Origin of the sequence: Pseudophaeobacter sp. TrK17, assembly GCF_042192375.1 — a bacterium.
In the GTDB taxonomy this organism is placed as follows: Bacteria; Pseudomonadota; Alphaproteobacteria; order Rhodobacterales; family Rhodobacteraceae; genus Pseudophaeobacter.
Window position 1 is genome coordinate 3,033,571 of the sequence record NZ_CP071700.1, and the last position, 16,151, is coordinate 3,049,721.

The following is a 16,151-nucleotide window of genomic DNA, read 5'->3' on the forward strand; positions in this document are numbered from 1 at the left end:
ATACACGACGAGGCAGGCATGAGCACCACAGTTCCACAGATCACCGATAGCCATTGCCATCTGGATTTTCCCGATTTTGAAGGCGAGCTGGACGCGGTCATTGCCCGCGCGGCTCAGGCAGGCGTGACCCGCATGGTTACTATCTGCACCAAGCTCAAGAACGAGCCCGCCGTGCGCGCCATCGCCGAGGCCCATGCGCCGGTGTTTTACGCCGCAGGCACCCACCCGATGAGCGTCGCGGCTGAACCCATGGCCAGCTATGATGAACTGGTTGCCTTGGCGGATCATCCAAAATTTGTCGGCATTGGCGAAACCGGGCTCGACTATCACTACACGGCCGAAAGCGCCGACATTCAGGAGCAGTCTCTGCGCACCCATATTGACGCAGCCCGCGACACCAAACTGCCGCTGATCATTCACGCCCGTGCCGCGGATGACGACATGGCGCGGATCCTGCGCGAAGAGATGCAAAACGGCGCCTTCAGCTGCGTCATGCACTGTTTCTCCTCCTCGGTTGAGCTGGGTCGCGCGGCGCTGGATCTTGGCTTTTACCTGTCGATGTCAGGCATTGCCGCCTTCCCCAAAAGCCAGGATCTGCGCGATATCTTTGCTGCGGCGCCACTGGACCGCATCCTGGTGGAAACCGATGCCCCCTATCTGGCACCGCCGCCCCATCGCGGCAAACGCAACGAACCTGCCTATTCTGCCCTTACGGCGCAGATCGGGGCCAAGGTCTTTGACCTGGACTACGCAGATTTTGCCGCCCAGACCCAGGCCAATTTCGACCGCCTGTTCTGGAAAGCTGGCCGCTATGAGGCCGCTGCCTGATGGCTGAGCTGCGCTATACAATTCTGGGCTGCGGCTCTTCCGGTGGGGTGCCGCGCCTGGGCGGGCACTGGGGCGACTGTGATCCTGACAATCCACGCAACCGGCGGCGCCGCTGCTCCATGCTGGTGGAACGTGACGGGCCGGATGGCACCACCTCGGTGCTGATCGACACCTCACCTGACATGCGCAGCCAGTTGCTGGATGCCAAGGTAGGGCGGTTGGACGCGGTGGTCTATACCCATTCTCATGCGGATCATGTGCATGGCATGGATGACCTGCGCATGATCGTGTTCAACATGCGTGCGCGGATCCCCGTCTACGCTGATGGCGACACCCAGAATGCGCTGCTGTCGCGCTTTGGCTATGCCTTTGTGCAGCCCGAAGGCTCCCCCTATCCACCGATCCTGGATCTGCGGACCATTGATGGCGCCTTTACCATTGATGGCCCCGGTGGCGAGATCCCTTTCCTGCCGTTTGAGGTCAATCACGGGGCCATGGATGCGCTTGGGTTCCGCATTGGCAATCTCGCCTATCTGCCGGATGTGGCCGAAATTTCCGAGGATGTCACCGGCGCACTGGAGGGGCTGGAATACTGGGTCCTGGATTCCCTGCGCCGCAGCCCTCATCCAACTCACTTCAGCCTTGATCAGGCCTTGGCCTGGATCGAGCGGATGCAGCCCAAACGCGCGGTGCTGACCAATATGCACATTGATCTCGACTATGCCACGGTAAAGGCCGAGACCGCCGATCACATCACCCCGGCCTATGACGGCATGGTCATTCGCTGCGCGCTGTAAGGCCGTTATGATCTGGGCGGCTGTGTCGCCCACCACAGTGGCAAGGCGCGCCAGTATCAAGGCCCAAGGCGTTTGCCGCAAAGGAGACCCGGCGATGTTGCAAAGTCTGATTGATGTCATCCTACCTGTCTTTCTGGTCGTGACAGCAGGCTATGTGGCAACGCTAAAAGGCGTTTTCTCTGCCTCCCATGTTGATGGCTTGATGAAATTCACCCAGGGCTTTGCCATCCCCTGCTTGCTGTTTCATGCCATGGCAAACCTGGATCTCTCCGACAGTTTTGACCCCAAGTTGCTCATCAGCTTTTATACCGGAGCCGCAACCTGTTTTGGCATCGGCCTGACCGGCGCCCGCCTGCTGTTCAAACGGGACTGGGAAGACTGCGTCGCCATCGGGTTTTGCTGCCTGTTCTCCAACTCGGTTCTTTTGGGCCTGCCCATTACCGAACGCGCCTTTGGACCGGAAAACCTGACTGGCAACTATGCGATCATCGCCTTTCACTCCCCCTTTTGCTACGGGCTCGGCATCACCGCGATGGAGGTGGTGCGCAACCGCGGGGCCGGCGGGGTCAAGACCGTCTCCTCTGTGCTGACGGCGATGTTCAAAAACGTGCTGATCCTTGCCATCGCGCTTGGCTTTGCCTTCAACCTTGCAGGGCTGACAATCCCCTCAGCTGTGGATGAAGCCCTACAACTGGTCATTCGCGCCGCCCTGCCCACAGCGCTGTTTGCCCTCGGCGGCGTGCTGGTTCAGTACCGCCCCGAAGGCGATCTGCGCACCATTGGCTTTGTCTGCGTCACTGCTTTGATGGTACATCCCAGCATTGTCTGGCTGCTGGGGGGCACACTGGGATTGAAGCAGGATCTGTTCCGCTCTGGCGTGCTGAATGCGGCCATGGCGCCGGGATTCAACGCCTACATCTTTGCCAATATGTACGGGCGCGCCAAACGGGTGGCTGCCTCGTCGGTGCTGATTGCCACTGCGGCTTCGGTGCTGACAGTCTGGTTCTGGCTGCTGGTGCTCAGCTGACGCCCTCGCACTAGCCAGGCGCTACCAGCGTGGATCATCCAGCTCCAGATCATAGCGACGCGGCATCAGCCCGGCCTGAAACCAGGTAACAAAGCTTTGGATGGAAAACACCGGCAGGCCTGTCACCCGGCGCAGATCTCGGGCATAGGGCACCATGTTGGTGCATTCCAAAACGATGGCGCCCAGATCCGGATTGTCCGCCACCAGCGCCCGCGCCCCGTCAATCATGTCCAGTCGGCAGGCCTCAAAGTCTATCGCCGCAGCATCCCCCAAAATATCACCGGTAAAGCAGCGCAGCCCATCGGTGCCGCCAACCGGTGTATCCTCTGGCGCACCAGCGGCGCGCAGATGGGCCGGGGTCAGCGTCTCCTTTGAAATGGTCAACACGCCAACCCGCTTACCTGTGGGCAGCAGCGCCTGCACCATCGGCACCTGCATCAGCGAAGACGTCGCCACCGGCACCCCCAGCGCCGCCTTCACCTGCTCCTGGATCAGCGCCAGAAAACCACAGTTGGTGGTGATGCCATCGCAGCCCATCGCAACCAAATCCCGCCCTGCCTCGATAAACAAATCCACCAGTTGGGTCGGATCATTGCGCACCACCAGATCCGGAGTAGCCCCGCGTACCACCCGGTAATGCACCGGGAAATCCCAGGTCAGGGCATTACCCATATCGCCGTGAATACGGGGAAACTGCGTCTCCAGCATCAGGATCCCCACCGCGGCCCCGTAGACCGTCTTACCACCCTGTTCCATCCCGTCTCCTTTTGCGTAGAGGCCGCCCGCGTGCACCCAGTGTCCAGTGCCTAGTCTTCGTCCGGCACGTAAAGCTGTGAAAAGGCGATGCGCACCGCCTCGGTGGCCTCTTCCCGGCGCTTTTCAATATGCCCGCGCAACGCATTGGTCGCGGCATCAACATCCCGCGCGGCCAGCCCCTGTAGCACCTGCCGATGAGCCGAAACATCGCCCGGCGCCCGGCCCTCGGCCTGATCGCGCATCCGCTTTAGATCAATCAGGCGAATATAACGGATCCGGCCATTGAGGTTCTTCAGCATCCGTTGCAGCTCACGATTGCCGGACAATTGCACCAGACGGCTATGAAACCCCTCGTCCAATGCCAGTAGCTCTTCCAGCTCGGTGGCGCTTTCATAGTCCGGCTCCATCCGGTCCAGATAATCGGAAAACGCGGCAATATCCGGCTCCGGCGCCCGCAGGCACGCAATCCGCAGAGCTTCACATTCGATCGCCACACGCGCCTCATAGAGATCAAGGATATAGCCCGGCGTCAGCGGGCGGCAAAAGAAGCCCCGGTTGATCTGAAAGGTCAAAAACCCCTCGGCCACCAGCCGGTTCAGCGCCTCCCGCAGCGGTGTGCGACTGGCCCCCAGCACTTCGGACAGGGCGCTTTCATTGATCCGCTGGTCAGGCTTAAAGGCAAAATCCGCTGCCATCCGGCGCAACGCCTCATAGACCCGGTCAACATTGCTTTCCCGTTTCGCCATCTTGTTCCGCTCACATCCTGGGCTTGCTGCAGTTTCCTGCTGATTTGGCGCCACGCTAGAGCAGGGTTGACTTGGTCGCAATAATGAATTCCAAACTGTATACAATTATGAACACAAAGCTGATTCCGCAGCCTGTGCGGATGAACGACACCCCGGCTCCGGTGGAGCGCCCCACAATGACCAAAACAGATTGATCACAACCCGGAGAGTAAAATGAGCAATGCGATGAACGGCGCTGAGGCCATGGTGCGGATGCTGGAAGCCCATGGCGTGCAACATATCTTTGGCCTTTGCGGCGACACCACACTGCCCTTTTACGACGCCATGCGTGGGCTGGATCACGGCATGACCCATGTGCTGACCCGGGATGAACGCAGCGCCACCTATATGGCCGATGGCTATTCCCGCGTCACCGGGCGCCCCGGTGTGGCCGAGGGCCCCTCGGGCGGCGGCGCCACCTATCTCCTGCCCGGCCTCATTGAAGCCACCGAAAGCTCCTACGCGGTTCTGGGCATCACCACCGACATCTCGGTTGCCTCTTATGGGAAATACCCGCTGACAGAGGTCGACCAGGACGCCCTGATGCGGCCACTGACCAAGTGGAACACGGTGATCAAGCAGTCACAGCATATCCCCCGGATGGTGCGCACCGCCTTTAAGGCGATGACCACTGGCCGTTCGGGTGCAGTGCATCTTGGCCTGCCATATGACGTGCAATATGATGCGGTTGACCCCAGTGATATCTGGGCAGACCCAAAACACCAAAGCTATCCCGCCTACCCGCAGGCGCCCGAACCCGGCGCGGCAGAGGCCGCGATTGATGCGATACTGTCGGCAAAATCACCCCTGATCATCTGTGGCGGCGGCATCGTGATTGCCGGCGCCATGGCGGAGCTCTCCCGCCTTGCCACCCGGCTTGATATTCCGGTCGCAACCTCGATTTCCGGCCAGGGGTCCCTGGCCGAAACCCATGCCAATTGTCTGGGGGTTGTGGGGTCAAACGGCGGTACTGATGAAACCTGGGAGATGATGGAGGCGGCGGATCTGGTGGTGTTTATGGGCTGTCGCGCTGGCTCTACCACCACCTCGCGCTGGGAAGCCCCTGCGCCCGGCACCCGTATCGTGCATTTTGACAATGACCCGATGGTCATTGGCGCCAACTACCGCACCGAGGTGGGCGTGGTGGGTGATCTTCGGCTTTCGCTGGCCGCCGTCAACGCGGTGCTGGATCGCCGCACACAGGGCGCCGATGGCTTTGGCGGGGCAGCTGCCATCGCGCAGATCAAAGCGCGCAAGTTTGCGAAGTTTCATCACCTGGCGCAAAGCACCGAGACGCCGATCCGACCTGAACGCGTGGTTGATGCGTTGATGAAGGTGCTGCCGCCGGATGCCACCGTGGTCTCGGACCCCGGCACCAGTTGTCCCTATGTCTCGGCCTATTATCAATTGCAGCAACCCGGGCGCTATTTCATCACCAACCGGGCGCATGGCGCCCTTGGTTACGCGCTTTCAGCTTCCTTGGGGGCTTGGTTCGGGCGGCCCGCATCAAAAACCGTAGCCTTGATGGGAGACGGCTCCTTTGGGTTTACCCTGGGGGAGCTGGAAACCGCCTGCCGCGCCCGCGCGCCTATCACCTTTGTGGTGTTCTCCAATGCAAATTTCGGCTGGATCAAGGCTAGCCAATTTGCGGACAAGGGCGCGCGGTACTACAACGTCGACTTCAACCGCACCGACCACGCCGCAATCGCTGCCGCCTATGGTGTCAAAAGCTGGCGTGTAGAGAACCCCGAAGACCTGGAACGGGTGATGCGCGAGGCGGTTGATCACGACGGCCCCACCTTGGTGGATGTGGTCTGTCAGGCGCTTGAAGACAGCAACGCCCCGGTGCGGCGCTGGATGGGGTGAGGCCCGTCTCGGAAAGGCTCTGGGAGAGCCTTTCAGGGCCGAACGGGCGGAGTCCTGGAGGCAACTCCGAACGGCCAGAGTCCTCCGTGCCTAACAAAGACGATAGCTATTACCGGCTCCAGCGCCCCTTTCCAGAGACGCGAGGCGCGGCATGGAACTCCGTTCCCCACTCCCCCGGCTGCAGGCACCAACCGCGCCGCGCCTGTGGCGCGGCGCCGGGCCCAAGGGGAGAGAGGTCATCTTTGATGGCCTTGATCTGCGCGGGAGCCCCCCCCCCTTGTCTGAACGCCGTCAGTCAATGCAATAGGGCTGCAGCTCAGACCGCAACAGCGCCAGAAACTCCTGTCCAATCGCAGACAGCGGCCGGGTGGCAGAGGTGATCACGGCCATCTCCATCAGGATCTGCGGGCGAAAGCGACGGGACACAAAGCCCCCCTCCCTGTCAAAATCCAACACAAAGGGGTCCAACAGGGCCACGCCCATGCCCTCTTTGACAAAGCTCAGCAAGTTTTTGAACAGCTGCGCATGAACCCGCGTCTTCAGCGGCGCCCCCGCCTGAACAAAAGCCTCGCGGAGCCGCCGGTGGGTGATGTGATCGGGCCCCATGACCAGAAAAGGTGCCCCTTCCAGCAGCGTCGGCGTCAGAACCTCGTGCTGCGCCAGCGGGCTGCCTGCGGGAAGCGCCACAGATGTCTCCACCCGGATCGGATGGGCCACCAGCCCATCATGCAGCAGCGGCGTTTCGCAGATGCCGATTTCAAACAGACCAGAGATCACCCATTCCTGCACCTTGGACGAATACTGCGACTGGAAAGAGATCGACATATCAGGCCGATCACGGGCGAATTCAGCAATCAATTTGGGCATAAACCCAAAGGACATGGAATGCTGCGAGGCCACCTGCAGCTGCCCTGCCTGCTTATTCTGAAGATCAATCACTGCCTGGGTCACGTGATCAAAACCGCGCACCACCGTATCAATCTCACGAAACAACAGATTGGCTTCTGGCGTCGCCCGCAATCGGCCGCGATCGCGCTCAAACAATTTGAACCGCGTCTGCCGTTCCAACTGATGCAGCAGGTTCGAAACCGCAGGCTGGGAGATCCCCAAAATTGCAGCGGCCCCGGTCACGGTGCCGGTCTCAATCACCGAATGAAAGGCCTGCAACTGTCTAAAACGTAAGTTCATACCATCATATATCATTTATTCTTATGGAGTGCATCGATAATTATATTTGAAATGATGTGATTGACTGGGCATGGTCAGCAATAGGTCGGGGGCCATTTCAAAGTCCCTTAGCCGCTCCTGTGGCGCTCAATAGGACACAAAGCATCATCACATGAAAACAGAACACATCATCATTGTTGGCGCCGGTATTGTGGGCGCCGCCTCGGCGCTCTGGCTGAAACGTGCCGGACATGAGGTCACCCTGATTGACAAAGGTGCCCCCGGCATGGGCGCCTCCTATGGCAATGGCTGCCTGCTGGCCAGCTGCGCCATGGTGCCGGTGACCACCCCCGGTTTGATCCCCAAGGGGCCCAAATACCTGTTAGACCCAAAGTTTCCGCTGTTCATGCGGTGGGGCTATACCCCCAAGCTGCTGCCCTGGCTGATGAAGTACCTGTCACACGCCAATGACAGCGATACCCGCCGCATTGCAAAATCTCTCACCCATATTGTCGGCGACAGCGTCGAACAGCATCAAGCCCTGACCGCCGGCACCCCGGCGGCGAAATGGATCAAAGAGACGGATTACAACTTTGCCTACAAGGATCGCGCCGCCTTTGAGCAGGACGCCTATGTCTGGGAATTACGCCGCGAGGCCGGGTTCATCCCAGACATCATCGAGGGCGCGGCGGTTCAGGAACACGAGCCAATCCTGGGCCAGAATACCTCTTTGTTGGCAGTGAACAAAAACCATGGCTTTATCCTGAACCCCGCCAACTACGTCAAAGACCTGGTCAAACTCCTGGTCGAGATGGGTGGCACGTTCATCCAGGCGGAAGTGAAGGATTTCGACCTAAGCGGTGGCCGGATTTCAGCGGTGGAGACCGATCAAGGGCGCTTTGACTGTGACAAGGCGGTGATCTCTGCCGGGATCTGGTCCAAACCCTTGATGCAGAAGCTCGGCCTCAAGGTGCCGATGGAGGCGGAACGGGGCTATCATATTCTGTTCAAATCCCCCAGCATCACCCCCCGTTACCCAATGATGGTAGCGGCCGGCAAATTTGTTGCCACCCCGATGGATCAAGGCCTGCGCTGCGCCGGGGTTGTGGAATTTGGTGGCTTGGATGAAACCCCCTCTAAGGCACCCCTGGCCCTTTTGCGGCGCACTGTGGCAGAGACGTTCCCGCAGATGCAGGCCGTTGAAGAGGAAGAATGGCTCGGCTTTCGGCCAGCGCCAACTGACAGCCTGCCGCTGATTGGTGAGGTCGCGACCTCGGGCGTGTTCACCGCCTTTGGCCACCAGCATATTGGCCTCACCGGCGGCGCAAAAACCGGGCGTATGGTGGCCGATCTGATTTCCGGCCGCCCCATGAACCTTGACATGCGCCCCTTTGCGCCGGATCGTTTTGCCTAACGATTGCAGCACAGTCCACTCACGAACAAGCCGATACACACAACAAGTCGGCAAGACCAAGCTGGGAAACAGCACATAACAACCTCCAGGGAGACTACCATGACGTCTAAAATCTCTACCAAAATGGCTTTTGCAGCCTCTGCGCTGGCGCTTGCGGCCTCAGGCGCTGCTGCGGAAAGCTGGGATATGCCGATGGCCTATTCCGCAACCAACTTCCACTCTGAAATGGGTGTTGTTTTTGCCGATAAGGTGCGTGACTACACTGGCGGCGATATCGACATTACCGTGCATCCTGGCGGCTCCCTGTTTAAGGGCGGCGAAATCAAACGCGCTGTGCAGACCGGCCAGGCCCCCATTGGGGAACGCTTTATGTCCGCCCATGCCAATGAGGCGCCGCTGCTAGGCTGGGACAACCTGCCCTTTGTTGCCACCTCCTATGCGGACAATGAAAAACTGTGGCACGCCGCCAAGGATAGGGTAAACGCCCAGCTCTCGGACCTCAACCTGGTGGCGCTCTATACCTGCCCATGGCCGGGTCAGGGGTTCTATTTCAACAAGGAAGTGACCTCCTCCAGCGACACCCAGGGCATCAAGTTCCGCAGTTATAACACAGCCACTGCCACCTTCGCCGAAAAGCTGGGCATGATCCCGGTGCAGGTAGAAGCCGCCGAGCTCAGCCAGGCGCTGGCCACCGGTGTGGCCGAGGCCTTTATCTCGTCCGGCTCGACCGGCTATGACCGCAAGGTCTGGGAAAACCTGAGCCATTATTACAAGGTCAACGCCTGGTTGCCGCGCAACTATGTCATGGTCAACAAACAGATCTGGGAAGGCCTGAGCGCCGAAACCCAGGGCCAGGTGCAAAAGGCTGCCGATGAGACCGGGGCTGCCTGCTCTGCCAAATCCGAAGAACTGGCCAACTGGTATTTTGAGCAGCTGTCAGACAATGGCATGACCGTGACCGACGCAGGCCCTGAATTCCTGGGCGAGCTGCAGGAAATCGGTGCCAAGATGACCGCTGACTGGTTGGCATCTGCCGGTGATGATGGTCAGGCCATCCTGGACGCCTATAACGCGAACTAAGGCCAACATCTCTCACCTGACGGCTCCTGCTCTACCAGCGAGGGGCCGTCTTTTTTGACTGCACTTTGGGGGATGGGCATGCGTGACTGGCAACCGTTTCTGGGCCTGCCGCTCTGGGTTTGGCTTTTTGTTATTCCAACTCTTCTGGCACTGGTCTGTCTGACTGCTCCGTCTCGGATGGAGCGGGCCCTACGGCCACTGCAGGCGCTGCTGGATCGACTGTATCTATGGTCTGGCGTGCTCGCCGCGATCTGTATGGTCACGATCCTTTTGCTTATCGTGGCGCAAATGGTGGCCCGCTGGAGCAGCCTGACCTTTCCAGGATCCACCGAATATGCAGGCTATGCCATGGCAGCGACCTCCTTTTTTGCTTTGGCCCATGCGCTGACCCGTGGCGCCCATATCCGGGTGTCGATCTTTCTCAACACCGGGCACCACTTTGGCCTGTGGCTGGACGCGGTCGCCATGTGGATCGCGGCCATTACCGCCACTTATTTTGCCCGCTTTGCCATCAAGACCAACATTATGTCGGAGATGCTGAATGACCGCACCCAGGGGCAGGACTTTACCCCGGAGTGGCTGATCTCCGCCTTGAAGATGTTTGTTACCGCGCCGTCCCAATGGGGCAAGCTATGGGCTGAAACCGGCGGTGACTGGGTCTATACCCCAGTCTGGCTGCCGCAACTGCCCATGTCGATTGGCACCGTGCTGCTGGCGCTGGCGCTTTGGGACTATCTGTGTCGTCTGCTGATCACCCGTCGGGCCAGCATCACTTCGGAGGCCGTGGAATAATGGGCGAGATCTACACAACCCTTATCTTTGTATTTGTTCTCTTTGCTCTGCTGGGCAGTTCCGTCTGGATTGGTCTGGCGCTGATGGGAGTCGCCTGGTTTGGCATGGAGCTGTTCACCACCCGCCCTGCCGGGGACGCGATGATCACCACCATCTGGACCGGGGCCTCCAGCTGGACCCTGACGGCGCTGCCGCTGTTCATCTGGATGGGAGAGATCCTCTATCGGACCCGCCTGTCACAGGACATGTTTCGCGGCCTCGCCCCCTGGATGCGCTGGCTGCCTGGTGGGCTGCTGCACACCAATATTGCCGGCTGCACCATCTTTGCCGCCGTGTCCGGCTCCTCCGCAGCGACGCTGACAACCGTCGGCAAGATGTCGATCCCCGAGCTGCGCAAACGGGGCTACCCGGAATACATGATCGTCGGAACACTGGCTGGCGCTGCCACGCTGGGGCTGATGATCCCGCCCTCGCTGACGTTGATCGTCTATGGCGTGTCGATCAATGAATCCATTACCAAGCTGTTCATGGCCGGTATTTTCCCCGGCCTGGTGCTGGCCAGTCTGTTCATGGCCTATATCATCGGCTGGCATTTCTTTGCCAAGGACCAGCGACCCAAACCAGAACCCGCCATGTCCTTTGGCCAGATGCTGGCCGAGAGCCGTTTTCTGATCCCGGTGCTGATGTTGGTTACTGCGGTGATCGGCTCGATGTACCTCGGCCTTGCCACCGCCACCGAGGCGGCTGCTGTCGGGGTGCTTGGTGCGCTGACACTGGCGCTGTTTCAGGGCTCGCTGAGCTGGAGCACCTTTGCTGAATCCCTGATGGGGGCCACCCGGACCTCTGCCATGATTGCGCTGATCCTGATGGGAGCGTCGTTCCTGTCGCTGGCCATGGGCTTTACCGGGTTGCCCCGGGCGCTTGCGGCCTGGATTGATCAGATGAACCTGTCTCCGCTGGTGCTGATTGTGGCGCTCACGCTGTTCTATGTGGTGCTTGGCATGTTCCTGGACGGGATTTCCTCGGTGGTGCTGACCATGGCCATCGTTGAGCCAATGATCCGTCAGGCCGGTATTGATGTGATCTGGTTTGGCATCTTCATCGTGGTGGTGGTTGAAATGGCGCAGGTGACGCCGCCAATTGGCTTCAACCTGTTTGTACTGCAAAGCATGACCCGCCACGAGATCTCTTATATTGCCAAGACCGCGATCCCCATGGTTGGCCTGATGCTGATCATGGTGGTGATCCTGGTCGCCTGGCCCGAGCTGGCAACCTGGCTGCCCAACAATCTGCGCAGCGGACCATCTGGCGGATAGCAAAATGGTAGACCTGTTGACCATTGTCGCCCGCTATGGGCGGGCGGCCATGGTGTTTGGGTTGCTGGCAGGGTTTGCCTTGCCCCAGCTGGCCGCAACGCTCAAACCCTGGCTGCCCGAGCTGGTGGCCGGGTTGTTGTTTTTAAACGGTTTTCGCATTGGCGCATCACGCGCCTTGGCAGGGCTGCGCGAAGGTATCTCCAGCCTCAAGACCGTTGTGGTGTTGCAAATGATCCTGCCAGTTGTGGCGCTGCTTTGTTTTGCCGGACTGGGGCTGCTGGCCACGCCGCTGGCCATTGCCGTGATCCTGATGCTGTCTGCCCCCTCCCTCACCGGAAGCCCCAATATCACACAGCTGATGGGTCATGCCCCGGAGCCCGCCTTTCGGCTGATGATCCTTGGCACCGCCCTGATGCCCTTGACTGTGTTGCCAGTGCTGTTGCTGCTGCCCGAGCTCGGCGATGCCCAAACCGTCCTGCTGGCGGCGCTGCGTTTGAGTGGCACGATCGCCCTGACAGTCGGGCTGGCATTTACCTGTCGCCACTTGCTTGCCCGCGATCTGAAAGAGCGCATTGCCAGCGCGGTGGATGGGCTAACAATTGTGGCACTGGTGGTGATCGTGATTGGCCTGATGGCAGCGCTCGGCCCTGCCTTCCACAGCGCCCCCTGGCCTGTGACGCAATGGATGCTGCTGGCCCTAGGCCTCAACTTTGGCCTGCAATACGCCTGCTTTCGCTGGCTTATGTGGCGAGGAGGTCGCAAGATCGCGGTGCCCACCTCTGTGGTGGCCGGAAACAGAAACTTTGCGCTGTTTCTGATCGCCCTGCCCGCCAGCACCACTGAGCCGCTCCTGATCTTTCTCGGCTGCTACCAAGTCCCGATGTATTTAACCGCTGTGGTGATGCGACCAATCTACGCAAAGGCCCTGAGCCCGCCCCCGTGACAGGCCAAAATCGGGCCCATTAGCTCACCACTAACCGGGGAAGATGCGCGCCATCTCGGCGTCGAACTTTGCCCAGCTGAGCACCGCCCGATTGCCTGCCAGCCCGTGATAATAGGATTTGCCACTAGAGGTCGGCAACCCAGCCCAGATCTTTGACAAATTATGCATGAAATCCTTGCGGCTCATGTCATTGGCCATCATTGCGCTCAAGCCCGCTTCTTCGATCAGCTGATGCGCCAGACGGTCCTGTAGTTTTGGCGAAAACACATCGCCACGTTTGGCGCCCACATGGTTGGCAAGACGTTTCAGGGTGGCGGGAATGAACTGATAGCGACCAATGGCGTGCTGTTGCCCCGGCGTTCGGGCGATCCAATCGTAGATCTCTCCCAGGGTCATTGCGGTTGGGCGTTTGCGGGGTTTGACAGTGGCGGCATGTTGCACCGCATCATACTGCGCCCCTCCGGCCTCGGCGCTGGCGATCAGCTGCATCAGCTTTGCCACCGCCCCTTTGGCCACGCCCCGCGGCAGCGCCCGGAACAGGCTGGTGCCGCGACGATCGGCAAACAGGCTGGCAAGATTGGCCTGCACCGCTTCCATCTCAGCCTCTAGCCCCTCTGGCGCGGGCTTGGCCGTCAGCACGGATACCGGGCTATGGCGCGCCAATACTGGCTGTACAGCTGTATTTCCTTGGCCAAAGAAATCCTCATTCACAATGGAGAACTGCTCTGTGGCGCTGCTTTGCACCGCGCTGAGCGCAAAAACGATGTAGGTGAGAGGCAAAGCCAAGCAGGTTTTGTTCATATCAGCCTTCTGTCTGAAACTGCGGTCCTGCCCAAAATAGCGGGGCGGAATTGAGATTTCCTTTACCGCGTTCCTATGATCGTGGCCTGCCGTCCCCTTTCCCGCTATCACTCTACCGATGTTTCTCCGGGGAACACCTCTCCATCGCGCTATTTAAGGCGCATTTTTGGTGGCCTCCTATCGCAAGGATTTGATAGGCAAGGCTGAACGCTGTCTCAGGACACCCCCAGCACCGGAGTGTAGCAATGATCCTTTGTTGCGGTGACGCCTTGATCGACATGATGCCTATTGCACCGCAACCGGGCACCATCGCCTATGTGCCAAAGCCCGGTGGGGCAGTGCTCAATACCGCCGTAGCCCTGGGCCGTCTTGGGGCCCCGGTTGGCCTGCTTACCGGGGTGTCACATGACATGTTCGGCCAGCAACTGGCGGCACATATAAGCCACTCCCATGTGGATACCGGGCATCTCCTGTGGTCGGATCGCCCCACAACCCTGGCCTTTGTACAGCTGGTGCACGGACAGGCCTCCTATTGCTTTTACGATGAAAACTCTGCCGGGCGGATGCTGGATATCGCCGACATCCCAGCCCTGCCCAATGCGGTCACTGCCCTGTTTTTTGGCGGTATCAGCCTTGCCAGCGATCCCGCCAGTGACTGCTACGCCGCGCTCCTGGAACGCGAAGCGCCTACACGGGTGGTCATGGTTGATCCCAATATCCGCCCGGGCTTCATCAAGGACGCAGCCCGCTATCGCCAGCGATTGGACCGCATGATGGCGCAGGCTGATATTGTAAAAGTCTCTGGCGAAGACCTGAACTGGCTGTTCCCTGCGCCCCAAAGCGACGAACAAAAGGTGACACGGTTGTTGGCGCTGGGGCCTGCGCTGGTGGTTGTTACACGTGGCAATGAGGGCGCAGATGGTTTTATGACCAATGGCACCCACATACACATACCTGCGGCACCGGCAAAGGTCGTCGATACAGTTGGCGCTGGTGACACCTTCAATGCGGGCCTTCTGGCCAAGCTGTCCGAGCTGAACTGCCTCAGCAAGGATCAGGTAAAGGCACTGCCCCCAAAGATACTTCACACCGCTTTGAACCATGGTGCAAAGGTCGCTGCCAAAACTGTTGCGCGCGAAGGCGCTGACCCGCCCTGGGCAGAGGACCTCTGAACCCGGGCTTGAGCCGCGCTTTGACAGTTCCCGCCGCTCTTTGACTTGACCCCTACCCTATGTGTGGCACGGCAATCTGGCCTGAATAGGTTTTTCAGCCTGACACTATATCTCCACGCCCTGCCCCCAAACCTGGCCTGCATTCATGTTGAGGCTGGATTCAAGTCGGGCTTGCGTTCAACCCGGGGCTATCACCACCTCATGCACCGCCCGGATGAGCCAGCCAATATCATCCGGTCCAAGCCGCGCAACGTTGACCCGGGCGCCTTTCACCACATGGATACCGTGGTCACGTGTCAAGGCGGCCTCTTGGGGCGCCGTCAGCGGCAGCAGAGAAAACATCCCCGATTGCCTGGCAAGATATGCCAAATCCTGGGTGCCAAATGTGTCGCCCTCCGCCTGAGCGATGTCCGTGCGCACCTGGGAAACGCGGGCCCGCATCTGATCCAGCTCCTGCAACCAAAGGGCCTTAAGCTTTTGGTCTTGCAGGATTTCACGCACCACAGCGGGACCATGATCCGGTGCATGAGAGGCCCCCGCGCGCACAATCGCCGAGATCGCCCTGTGCATCCGGGCGCGGTTTGCCTTGCCTGTCTTGACGAAAAGCGCCCCGGCCCGGTCGCGGTAGATACCAAAGGACTTGGACAGGGTGATGCAGACAATACATTCCGCAAAGCGCGCTGCGATCTGCTGAGCCATTGCGCAATCCGCCTCAAAGCTTTGGGCAAAGCCGAGATAGGCAAGGTCGATCCACGGCACGATACCCCGCGCCTCCAGCACAGTCAGCAAAGCCTCAAACTGTTCCGGCGTCAGATCTGCGCCTGTGGGATTGTGACAGACCCCTTGCATCAAAAACACATCGCCAGCTGTGGCGGCGCTTAACCCGTCGAGCATCTGATCAAAGGTGATCTCGCGCCGGATCGGATCATAATAAGGCACCTGCCTAAAAGACGCGTCGGCAGCCTGCAGGATCGGGATGTAGTTCCCATAGGTCGGCGTTTGCAGCCAGACAGTCGGCGCATCGGGCATCTGCGCCAGAAGATCCGCCATGACCCGCAATGCCACCGCCCCGCCTGCGGTCTGCGCCGCAACCCAGTCACTGTCCACAGCACCGTCACAGGTTTGGCCCAGGATCTCCTGCCCCAAGAGCGCGCAGTAGTCCGCATCTCCGGTCAGGGCGAGGTAGGATTTGCTCGCCTGTGTTTCAACCAGGCGCTTCTCTGCCTCTTTGACGGCCTGCAGGACCGGCGTTTTTCCCTGCGCATCCTGATAGATTCCAACGGTCAGGTTAAGCTTATCCAAGCGTGGATCTTGCGCAAAATAGTCTGCTCCGATCATGATCGGGTCGACGGGGTATTCCTCAACTTTTTCAAACATCGCCTGACACTCTCCCTATTAGATTGGCCG

15 protein-coding genes are annotated in these 16,151 nt (G+C 59.7%); 10 read left to right on the plus strand and 5 right to left on the minus strand.

Annotated features, from left to right (window positions below):
- Nucleotides 1-18 precede the first annotated feature (18 nt).
- From JZI28_RS14335 to JZI28_RS14345, 3 genes are all read left to right on the plus strand, one after another.
- Nucleotides 19-828, plus strand: coding sequence for a TatD family hydrolase (locus tag JZI28_RS14335; RefSeq protein ID WP_375698043.1), 810 nt, complete (start codon nt 19-21; stop codon nt 826-828).
- A complete protein-coding gene (locus tag JZI28_RS14340) occupies nt 828-1,625 on the plus strand; it encodes an MBL fold metallo-hydrolase (protein ID WP_375698044.1) in 798 nt (265 codons plus the stop codon). The genes JZI28_RS14335 and JZI28_RS14340 overlap by 1 nt, the downstream gene beginning before the upstream one ends.
- Nucleotides 1,626-1,719: 94 nt before the next feature.
- Nucleotides 1,720-2,652, plus strand: a complete 933-nt coding sequence (locus tag JZI28_RS14345; RefSeq protein ID WP_375698045.1) for an AEC family transporter — start codon at nt 1,720-1,722, stop codon at nt 2,650-2,652.
- 21 nt (nt 2,653-2,673) lie between these two features.
- Here JZI28_RS14345 and JZI28_RS14350 read toward each other — a convergent pair whose 3' ends face one another.
- On the minus strand, nt 2,674-3,408 hold the full coding sequence (locus JZI28_RS14350; RefSeq protein ID WP_375698046.1) for an aspartate/glutamate racemase family protein: 735 nt from the start codon (nt 3,406-3,408) through the stop codon (nt 2,674-2,676).
- 50 nt (nt 3,409-3,458) lie between these two features.
- Nucleotides 3,459-4,154 carry a GntR family transcriptional regulator gene (locus JZI28_RS14355; RefSeq protein WP_295453908.1) on the minus strand — a complete coding sequence of 232 codons (696 nt, stop codon included), beginning with the start codon at nt 4,152-4,154 and terminating at the stop codon, nt 3,459-3,461.
- Nucleotides 4,155-4,367: 213 nt separating this feature from the next.
- Here JZI28_RS14355 and JZI28_RS14360 point away from each other — a divergent pair, with 213 nt between their 5' ends.
- The gene (locus JZI28_RS14360; protein ID WP_375698047.1) at nt 4,368-6,059 is read left to right on the plus strand and encodes a thiamine pyrophosphate-binding protein; all 1,692 of its coding nucleotides are present in this window, start codon (nt 4,368-4,370) and stop codon (nt 6,057-6,059) included.
- A gap of 291 nt (nt 6,060-6,350) precedes the next feature.
- On the opposite strand, the gene JZI28_RS14365 is transcribed toward JZI28_RS14360, so the two are convergent.
- A complete protein-coding gene (locus JZI28_RS14365) occupies nt 6,351-7,247 on the minus strand; it encodes a LysR substrate-binding domain-containing protein (protein WP_375698048.1) in 897 nt (298 codons plus the stop codon).
- Between the two features lie 151 nt (nt 7,248-7,398).
- Here JZI28_RS14365 and JZI28_RS14370 point away from each other — a divergent pair, with 151 nt between their 5' ends.
- The 5 genes from JZI28_RS14370 to JZI28_RS14390 all read left to right on the plus strand — a co-directional run bounded on the left by JZI28_RS14370 (nt 7,399) and on the right by JZI28_RS14390 (nt 12,771).
- Nucleotides 7,399-8,640 carry an NAD(P)/FAD-dependent oxidoreductase gene (locus tag JZI28_RS14370; RefSeq protein WP_375698049.1) on the plus strand — a complete coding sequence of 414 codons (1,242 nt, stop codon included), beginning with the start codon at nt 7,399-7,401 and terminating at the stop codon, nt 8,638-8,640.
- A 99-nt stretch (nt 8,641-8,739) separates the two neighbouring features.
- The gene (locus JZI28_RS14375) at nt 8,740-9,720 is read left to right on the plus strand and encodes a TRAP transporter substrate-binding protein (RefSeq protein ID WP_375698050.1); all 981 of its coding nucleotides are present in this window, start codon (nt 8,740-8,742) and stop codon (nt 9,718-9,720) included.
- 78 nt (nt 9,721-9,798) lie between these two features.
- Nucleotides 9,799-10,512 (plus strand): TRAP transporter small permease, encoded by a 714-nt coding sequence (locus tag JZI28_RS14380; RefSeq protein WP_375698051.1) that lies wholly within the window; start codon nt 9,799-9,801, stop codon nt 10,510-10,512.
- A complete protein-coding gene (locus JZI28_RS14385) occupies nt 10,512-11,828 on the plus strand; it encodes a TRAP transporter large permease (RefSeq protein WP_295453896.1) in 1,317 nt (438 codons plus the stop codon). The genes JZI28_RS14380 and JZI28_RS14385 overlap by 1 nt, the downstream gene beginning before the upstream one ends.
- Nucleotides 11,829-11,832: 4 nt before the next feature.
- Nucleotides 11,833-12,771 (plus strand): hypothetical protein, encoded by a 939-nt coding sequence (locus JZI28_RS14390; RefSeq protein WP_375698052.1) that lies wholly within the window; start codon nt 11,833-11,835, stop codon nt 12,769-12,771.
- 30 nt (nt 12,772-12,801) lie between these two features.
- Here the strand turns inward: JZI28_RS14390 and JZI28_RS14395 are convergent, their stop codons facing one another.
- Nucleotides 12,802-13,572, minus strand: coding sequence for a hypothetical protein (locus tag JZI28_RS14395; protein WP_375698053.1), 771 nt, complete (start codon nt 13,570-13,572; stop codon nt 12,802-12,804).
- Between the two features lie 245 nt (nt 13,573-13,817).
- On the opposite strand from JZI28_RS14395, the gene JZI28_RS14400 reads away from it, so the two are divergent.
- The gene (locus JZI28_RS14400; RefSeq protein WP_375698054.1) at nt 13,818-14,744 is read left to right on the plus strand and encodes a carbohydrate kinase; all 927 of its coding nucleotides are present in this window, start codon (nt 13,818-13,820) and stop codon (nt 14,742-14,744) included.
- 177 nt (nt 14,745-14,921) lie between these two features.
- Here the strand turns inward: JZI28_RS14400 and JZI28_RS14405 are convergent, their stop codons facing one another.
- Nucleotides 14,922-16,121, minus strand: coding sequence for an aromatic amino acid transaminase (locus JZI28_RS14405; RefSeq protein ID WP_375698055.1), 1,200 nt, complete (start codon nt 16,119-16,121; stop codon nt 14,922-14,924).
- Between the last annotated feature and the right edge of the window lie 30 nt (nt 16,122-16,151).